Below are 7,240 nucleotides of genomic sequence, written 5' to 3'. Positions count from 1 at the left end.
ATTGCCGCTGATTTCCTGGCCGGCTTGCCACGGGATGATGGTGCCTTCGGTGTCGACCAGCGCCGGCTCGATGCCGAAGAACGGCCACGAGGCGCTGCCGGGCTTCAGTGGCGTGGCGCCGGGCAGCGGGGTGATCAGCGCGCCGCCGGTTTCGGTCTGCCACCAGGTGTCGACGATGGGCAGTTTCCCCTTGCCAACGACGCGGTGATACCAGTTCCACGCCTCCGGGTTGATGGGTTCGCCCACCGTGGCGAGCAGGCGCAATGACGACAGGTCGTGGCGGTTCACTGGCTCATCGCCGTCACGCATGATGGCGCGCAGGGCGGTGGGGGCGGTGTAGAAGATGTTGACCTTGTGCTTGTCGATCACCTGCCAGAAACGGTCGTTGGCGGGCCAGCTGGGGACGCCTTCGAACATCAACACGGTGGCCCCGGCGCTGAGCGGGCCATAGACGATATAGCTGTGCCCGGTGACCCAGCCGACATCGGCGGTGCACCAGAAGATTTCGCCGGCGCGATAATCGAACACGGTTTCAAAGGTGAGATTGGCCCACAGCAGATAGCCCGCGGTGGAGTGCAGCACGCCCTTGGGTTTGCCGGTGGAGCCGCTGGTATAGAGGATGAACAGCGGATCTTCGGCGTTCATTGGTTCGGGTGTGCAGGTTTCCGGCACGTCGGCGCGGATCTCGTGCCACCAATGGTCACGGTCTTCGAACATGGTGACGCGGCCGCCGGTGTGGCGGATGACGAGCATGGCTTCAACGTTGACGCCGGCCACTTCGGCCTTATCGCAAGCCTCGTCGGCGATGGCTTTGAGCGGGATGGACTTGCCGCCGCGCCGGCCTTCGTCGGCGGTGATGATAAAACGGCTTTGCGCGTCTTCGATGCGGCCAGCCAGGCTTTCAGCGGAAAAGCCGCCGAACACCACGCTGTGCATGGCGCCGATGCGGGCACAGGCCAGCATCGCCATCGCCGCTTCGGGAATCATCGGCATGTAGATGGTGACGCAGTCGCCCTTGTCGACGCCCAGCGCCACCAGCGCATTGGCCATGCGCGCCACCTCATCGCGCAACTCGCCATAGCTGATGCGGCGGCCTTCTGCCTTGGGGTCATCGGCTTCCCAGATGATGGCGGTGCGCTTGGGATCGGCATCGGCCCAGCGATCAAGGCAGTTCCAGCTGGCGTTGAGCACGCCGTCTTCGAACCATTTGATCTCCACCGGGTCCCACGACCAATTGCCCATCTTGGTCGGCGCACGATACCAGTCGAGCCGGGTTATTTGGGTGCGCCAGAAGTCATGCGGATCGGCCAGGCTTTGGGCATAGGCGGCGTGATATTGCGCGGCCGTGGTGCGCGTGATGGCCAGGGCGTCGGCGGTGATGGGGTGGAGTGTATCGCTCATGGCGGCCAGACTAGGCTGCGTCGCCGCTTGCCGCTAGAGGGTGCAGATGGTCTTTCCCCCCTCCAAAGCGATGGCCCTGGCGCTGGACGAAGCCCGCGCGGCGGCGGCGCGCGGCGAAGTGCCGGTGGGCGCGGTGGTCACTGATGCCGCCGGCACGGTGATCGCCCAGGCTGGCAACCGCACCCGCGAACGGAACGACCCGACCGCGCATGCCGAAATGCTGGTGATCCGCGACGCCTGTGCGGCGCTGGGCAGCGAGCGGCTGCTGGGCTGCACCCTCACCGTCACGCTGGAGCCGTGCGCCATGTGTGCAGCAGCGATTGCGGCGGCGCGGCTGGAGCGGCTGGTTTATGGCGCGTCCGATCCGAAATCCGGCGGTGTGGAACAGGGCGCCCGCGTGTTCAGCCACGCGCAGGCGCACCATCGGCCCGAAGTGGTGGCCGGCGTGGCGGAAACGGAAGGCGCGGCGTTGTTGAAGACGTTCTTCGCGGGCCGGCGCTAACCGGAAAAGACGGCCCTTGCCGGCGGGGCTCCCCTCGGCCACGCTGCGGGCATGAACATTGCTCCCCGCCGCGTGCTTGGTCCCTTTGCTGCCGCGTCCGTGGTCGTCGGCATGGTGGTGGGCGCAGGCATCTTCCGGTCCGCCAGCTTGGTGGCAGCCAATCTGCAGAATGATACGCTGGTGCTGGCCGCGTGGGCGCTGGGCGGGCTGTTCGCGCTGTGTGGGGCGCTGGTTTATGCCGAACTGGCCAATGCCTTTCCGCATCCCGGCGGGGATTATCGCTTTCTGAAACTCGCTTATGGCCCGCTGGTTGGCTTTCTGTTTGCCTGGTCGCGCTTTGCAGTGATTTTCTCGGCATCGGCGGCGATGCTGGCCTTTGTCGCGGCGGACTATCTGGCGGAACTGGTGCCGCTGTCTGGCCCGGCCCGGGGCGGGATGGCGGCGCTGGCCATTGTGGTGCTCACCGCGCTGAACCTTGCCGGGGTAAAACGATCGACCGGCGGCCAGATCGTGCTGGTCACCGCCGATGTGCTGGCCCTGCTGGTGTTGGGCGTGGCGGCGGCCAGCCTGATCGCATCGGGCACGCCGCCGCTGAACCCCACGCCGGTGCCGCAGCCGTTTGGCGCGGCGGCGTTCGGGCAGGCGATGGTGTTCGTCATGCTGGCCTTTGGCGGTTTCAACGATGCCGCCACCTTGTCAGCCGAAGTGCGCGGCCCGCGTGACATGACGCGTGCCATGGTCGGCGGCATGGCCCTGGTGACGGCGCTCTACCTGCTGGCCAACTGGGCCTATCTGGTGGGGCTGGGCGGCGCCGGGTTGGCCGCCAGTGCCGCGCCGGCGGCGCAATTGATGGCCATTGCCTTTGGCCCGGCCGGGCAGGTCGCCATGGTGATCTTTGTCGGCATTGCGGCGCTGGCCATCGTCAATGCGCTCGTCATCGTGGGTGGCCGCACGCTTTTTGCCGTTGCTGGCGATGAACCGGCGCTGGGCCGGCTGGCAGCGTGGGACGAAGTCGCTGGCGTGCCGCGCCGGGCGATCTGGGTGCAGTGTGCCGTCACGCTCTGCCTTATCTGCTGGGGGTCGTTTTCCACCGGCTTTGCCCAGATGGTGGATTTCTTGTCGCCGGTGTTCTGGTTGTTCCTGTCGCTCACCGGCCCGGCGCTGATCATCCTGCGCCGCCGCCTGCCCGGTGTTGAACGGCCGTTCAAGGTGCCGCTCTACCCGCTGGTGCCGCTGGTGTTCACCGCCGGCTGCCTGTTCGTGCTGCAAAGCTCGTTGCGCTATGTCGGCTGGACGGGCAGTGCGATCAGCTTTGGCATGCTGGCCTTGGGGCTGGGCGTGCGACTGCTGCTCAAAGCCCCCCGCCTATAGCCCCGACGCAACCGCCACGTGATAGGTGATGCCGGCCGCCACATAGGCGGCGGCAAACAAGTAACTGAACATGAAGATCGGCCAGCGCCAGCTCGCGGTTTCGCGCCGGGTGATGGCCAGCGTTGAAATACACTGCGGCGCAAACACGAACCACGCCAAAAACGCCAGCGCCGTGGGCAGCGGCCAGGCGCTGCGCAGCCGTTCGATCAGGCTGCCGGCATTGTCTTCGGTGACATCATTGAGCGCATAGACCGTGCCCAGCGCCGAGACGGCCACTTCACGCGCCGCCATGCCGGGCACCAGCGCGATGACGATTTCCTTGTTGAAGCCGATGGGCGCGAAGAATGGCTCCAGTGCTGCGCCGATCTTGCCGGCCAGACTATATTCAATCGGCGGTTTCGTTGCGCCTGCCGGCGGCCCAGGCCAACTGGCCATGGCCCACAACACAATGGTGCTGGCCAGGATGATGGTGCCGGCTCGGCTCAGAAAGGCGGTGGCGCGGCCATAAAGGCCCAGGCCAACGTCGCGCGCAGTGGGCCACTGATATTTCGGCATTTCCATCACGAAGGGCGGCGCCTGACCCTTGGTAACAGTGCGGCGCAAGGCAAAGGCCGCCACCAGCGCGCCAAGGATGCCGGCCAGATAGAGCGCAAACAGCACCAGGCCTTGGCTGCCGAACGGGCCGACATCGCGGGCCGGAATGAAGGCGCCGATCACCACGGCATAAACCGGCAGGCGGGCCGAACAGGTCATCAGCGGCGCGATCAGGATGGTGGTGAGCCGGTCGCGCGGCGAATCGATGCTGCGCGTGGCCATGATGCCGGGCACGGCGCAGGCAAAGCTGGACAGCAGCGGAATGAAGGCCCGCCCGTTGAGGCCGACGCGCGCCATCAGCCGATCCATCAGGAAGGCGGCGCGGGTCATGTAACCGGATTGTTCCAGCACGATGATGAACAGGAACAGGATCAGGATCTGCGGCAGGAACACCACCACGGCACCCACGCCGGCCAGCACGCCATCGTTGAGCAGGGAGAGGAACCAGCCTTCGGGCAGCCGCGCCGCCAGTTCTACCTGCAGGGCCGATATGCCGGCTTCGATCCAGCCCATCGGCGCTTCGGCCCAGCTGAACACGGCCTGGAACATGAAGAACAGGATGCCTGCCAGCAGCAGCGGCCCGGCCACGGGATGCAGCACCACGGCATCAATGCGCTGCGACCAGCGCCGCGCCAATCCGCTGCTGGTTTCAACCGCGCTCGCCAGTTGCCGGGCCTGTTTCTGCAGGGCGCGCACGTCGCTGGGGTGTTCTTGCGGCGGTTCGGGCGGCACGTCGCCGATGCGGGCGGCAAGGGCGGTGCCCAGCGCCTCAAGGCCCTTGCGACGGACAGCGACGGTTTCAACAACCGGCAAGCCAAGCAGGTTCGCCAGCAGCGCCGTATCGATGACAATGCCGTCTCGGGTTGCCAGATCGACCATGTTCAGCGCCACCACCAGCGGCAAGCCCAGCGCCTTCAATTCCAGTACAAACCGCAAGTGATTGCGCAAATTGGTGGCATCGATCACGGCCACCACTGCATCAAGCCGCTTTTCGCCGGCCATGCGCCCGAAAATCGCATCGCGGGTCACGGCTTCATCGGGGGAACGCGGGGTCAGGCTGTAGGTGCCGGGCAGATCGACCAGTTCCGCCACGCGGCCATCAGGCAGGGCGAGGCGGCCGGCTTTGCGTTCGACGGTGACGCCGGGATAATTGCCCACCTTCTGGCGGCTGCCAGTGAGCGCGTTGAACAGGCTGGTCTTGCCGGCATTGGGGTTGCCGACAAGCGCAACAACGGGCGGACGCGCGATATTGGCTGGCGCGTTCATGCCGCTTCCACCTCGATCAGGCGGGCCATCTCGCAGCGCAGGGCCACCACCATATTGCCCACCCGCACCGCCAGTGGATCACCACCAAAAGGCGCGCGGTGCAGGATTTCGACGTCGACACCTTCGTCAAAGCCCAGCTCGCACAGACGCTGCGCCGTGTCGGGATCAAGCCCGGAGCGATCGATCGCCGCGATCAAGGCCACTTCGCCAGGGCCAAGCGATTCGATCGGGCGGAAAAGGTCGGAAACGGTCAAGCAGGAGGTCCGGACGCGAGGAAGTTGCGAACCGTTATCAATATTGCACCGAGCGCGCCAGCGTTAAACCGCCGTGACAGTCTTGAATCGAGCCCCAGCCCTAGACCGCCGGATAGCGCAGCCGGCCGAAGAAGCGTGCCGGGTCTGGCAGATTGCCCATCGCGCCTGTCAGCTTCGCCTTGGCCTTTTCAAAACGCATGACGCCATCGATGCGGCGTTCGATGAAGGCACGGGTGGCGGTGAAATCCTCCGAATCATCCTGCGTCCAGTGCAGCAGGGTGGCGGAATAGATGCCCGACAGGATCAGCCGCTTGGTGTAATGATTATAGTCAGTCGCGGTGTCGCCGGCGGCGCGCCACATCGCATCGGCCGCCTGCCACAGCAGCTTGGCCGACAGGGCGGCGTGCTGCGGCTGCGCCAGCAGATTCAGCGCCCGGCGGGTGACTTCGCGGTCGCCCTGCTCCAGCCGCGTCACCAGTGCCATGCGGATGCGGTCCCGCACTTTCAGATTGTGGGCACCGGCCATCACCTCGGCCATGCGGGCGTTCACGTCCTGCGTCCACGCGCTCAACATGGCGTCGACATCGGGCAGGGCCATGGCGGCGATGTCTGGATCGATACCGGTATCGCGGGCGGCTGCGGCCAGCGCGGTCTGGCTCCAGCCATCAAACGGCACATGCGGCAGCATCGCCCGGGCCAGGCGGGAAGCAAGTTCGGCGAGCGGAGTATCCTCGTTCATGCCCAGCATCATAGCGCGCCCGCCCAACGCTTCACAGTCGCTTTTGCGTCGCGGGGGCCGGTTGCGGCGGGCAACATGTGCTGCCCCGCTTGCAGCCCCGATGGGCATCTGCTATCGGCCACGCCTCTGCCATCGGGGCGACTCGATGTGCATCCTTATTTCTCGAATCATCCCGAATATGGGGCCGCTGCCCCCGAACGAAATGGAGTGACGGCAACTCATGCAAATTCTGGTTCGCGATAACAACGTCGATCAGGCCCTTCGCGCCCTGAAGAAGAAGCTGCAGCGTGAAGGCGTTTATCGCGAAATGAAGCTGCGCCGTCATTACGAGAAGCCGTCTGAAAAGCGCGCCCGTGAAAAGGCTGCCGCTGTGCGCCGCGCCCGCAAGATGGACCGCAAGCGCATGGAACGTGACGGCATCAAGTAAGACGCCCCACGGCACAACGCGGCTGAGGGCCGGGCAGGGTTGACCCTCTGCCCGGCCCTCGCCATGTAAGCGCTACGCACAGACAAGCGCGACGCAGGCGCCAGCAATTTTCGGATTTCGAGGCAATCATGTCAGGTCAGGCAAGCAATAACCCCGGCGGTGTCGGCATCGGCAAGTGGCTGGCGGCGGGCGCCGTCGTGCTCAGCGTGGTGGGCCTGCTGGTCTATACCGGCACCCAGAGCCAGGTTGCCGCCGTGCGCACCGCCGATGTGCAGTATCTGGCGGCCAACAAGTCCAAGCCCGGGATCATCACCACGACGTCTGGCCTGCAGTATCAGGTGATTCGCGCCGGCCAGGGCCCAAAGCCCGCCGCCAAGGACACGGTGCTGGTGCACTATGAAGGCAAGTTGATCGACGGCACCGTGTTTGATTCAAGCTACCAGCGCGGCCAGCCGGCGGCCTTCCCGCTCGATCAGGTCATCCCCGGATGGACCGAAGGCGTGCAGTTGATGACCGTGGGTTCCAAATATCATTTCGTGGTGCCGCCCAGCCTTGGCTATGGCGCGCAGGGCGCCGGCGGCGTCATCCCGCCGGGCGCGGTGCTGGAATTCGATATCGAACTGCTGGCGGTTAAGCCGGCGCAATAACAGGGCCAGGTAAAGATGCCTCCGGCGGCCAGGGCCTGA

At 65.6% G+C, this 7,240-nt stretch carries 8 protein-coding genes; 4 read left to right on the top strand and 4 right to left on the bottom strand.

Going from position 1 to position 7,240, the window contains the following annotated elements:
- A partial coding sequence (locus tag RMO81_RS14130) for an acetate--CoA ligase (protein WP_310476540.1) occupies positions 1-1,401 on the bottom strand: 1,401 nt, incomplete at its 3' end.
- A 46-nt stretch (positions 1,402-1,447) separates the two neighbouring features.
- Between RMO81_RS14130 and RMO81_RS14125 the strand changes: the two genes are divergently transcribed.
- Both RMO81_RS14125 and RMO81_RS14120 read left to right on the top strand, forming a co-directional pair.
- Positions 1,448-1,903, top strand: a complete 456-nt coding sequence (locus RMO81_RS14125) for a nucleoside deaminase (protein WP_310476539.1) — start codon at positions 1,448-1,450, stop codon at positions 1,901-1,903.
- A 51-nt stretch (positions 1,904-1,954) separates the two neighbouring features.
- Complete coding sequence (locus RMO81_RS14120; protein WP_310476538.1) at positions 1,955-3,274, top strand: amino acid permease; 1,320 nt, start codon at positions 1,955-1,957, stop codon at positions 3,272-3,274.
- Here the strand turns inward: RMO81_RS14120 and feoB are convergent.
- The 3 genes from feoB to RMO81_RS14105 all read right to left on the bottom strand — a co-directional run bounded on the left by feoB (position 3,269) and on the right by RMO81_RS14105 (position 6,127).
- Positions 3,269-5,134 (bottom strand): ferrous iron transport protein B, encoded by a 1,866-nt coding sequence (gene feoB, locus RMO81_RS14115; protein ID WP_310476537.1) that lies wholly within the window; start codon positions 5,132-5,134, stop codon positions 3,269-3,271. The two genes, RMO81_RS14120 and feoB, sit on opposite strands and share 6 nt — an antisense overlap.
- On the bottom strand, positions 5,131-5,388 hold the full coding sequence (locus RMO81_RS14110) for a FeoA family protein (protein ID WP_310476536.1): 258 nt from the start codon (positions 5,386-5,388) through the stop codon (positions 5,131-5,133). Before RMO81_RS14110 ends, feoB begins: the two co-directional genes overlap by 4 nt.
- 100 nt (positions 5,389-5,488) lie before the next feature.
- A complete protein-coding gene (locus tag RMO81_RS14105) occupies positions 5,489-6,127 on the bottom strand; it encodes a COQ9 family protein (protein ID WP_310476535.1) in 639 nt (212 codons plus the stop codon).
- A gap of 220 nt (positions 6,128-6,347) precedes the next feature.
- Between RMO81_RS14105 and rpsU the strand changes: the two genes are divergently transcribed.
- Both rpsU and RMO81_RS14095 read left to right on the top strand, forming a co-directional pair.
- Positions 6,348-6,554: a 30S ribosomal protein S21 gene (gene rpsU / locus RMO81_RS14100; protein ID WP_017668065.1), complete on the top strand. Its 207-nt coding sequence runs from the start codon at positions 6,348-6,350 to the stop codon at positions 6,552-6,554.
- A 128-nt stretch (positions 6,555-6,682) separates the two neighbouring features.
- Positions 6,683-7,201, top strand: a complete 519-nt coding sequence (locus RMO81_RS14095) for an FKBP-type peptidyl-prolyl cis-trans isomerase (protein ID WP_310476534.1) — start codon at positions 6,683-6,685, stop codon at positions 7,199-7,201.
- Positions 7,202-7,240 lie beyond the last annotated feature (39 nt).

The organism is Sandarakinorhabdus sp. (assembly GCF_031422795.1).
In the GTDB taxonomy this organism is placed as follows: Bacteria; Pseudomonadota; Alphaproteobacteria; order Sphingomonadales; family Sphingomonadaceae; genus Sandarakinorhabdus.
Note: the sequence above shows the minus strand (reverse complement) of the source record. Positions and strands in the feature narration are given on the sequence as shown.

Bases quoted from the DNA above. Each gene is read 5' to 3' on its own strand.
- feoB (WP_310476537.1), bottom strand. From the start codon at position 5,134: ATGAACGCGCCAGCCAATATCGCGCGTCCGCCCGTTGTTGCGCTTGTC.
- rpsU (WP_017668065.1), top strand. From the start codon at position 6,348: ATGCAAATTCTGGTTCGCGATAACAACGTCGATCAGGCCCTTCGCGCC.
- RMO81_RS14105 (WP_310476535.1), bottom strand. From the start codon at position 6,127: ATGAACGAGGATACTCCGCTCGCCGAACTTGCTTCCCGCCTGGCCCGG.
- RMO81_RS14125 (WP_310476539.1), top strand. From the start codon at position 1,448: ATGGTCTTTCCCCCCTCCAAAGCGATGGCCCTGGCGCTGGACGAAGCC.
- RMO81_RS14095 (WP_310476534.1), top strand. From the start codon at position 6,683: ATGTCAGGTCAGGCAAGCAATAACCCCGGCGGTGTCGGCATCGGCAAG.
- RMO81_RS14120 (WP_310476538.1), top strand. From the start codon at position 1,955: ATGAACATTGCTCCCCGCCGCGTGCTTGGTCCCTTTGCTGCCGCGTCC.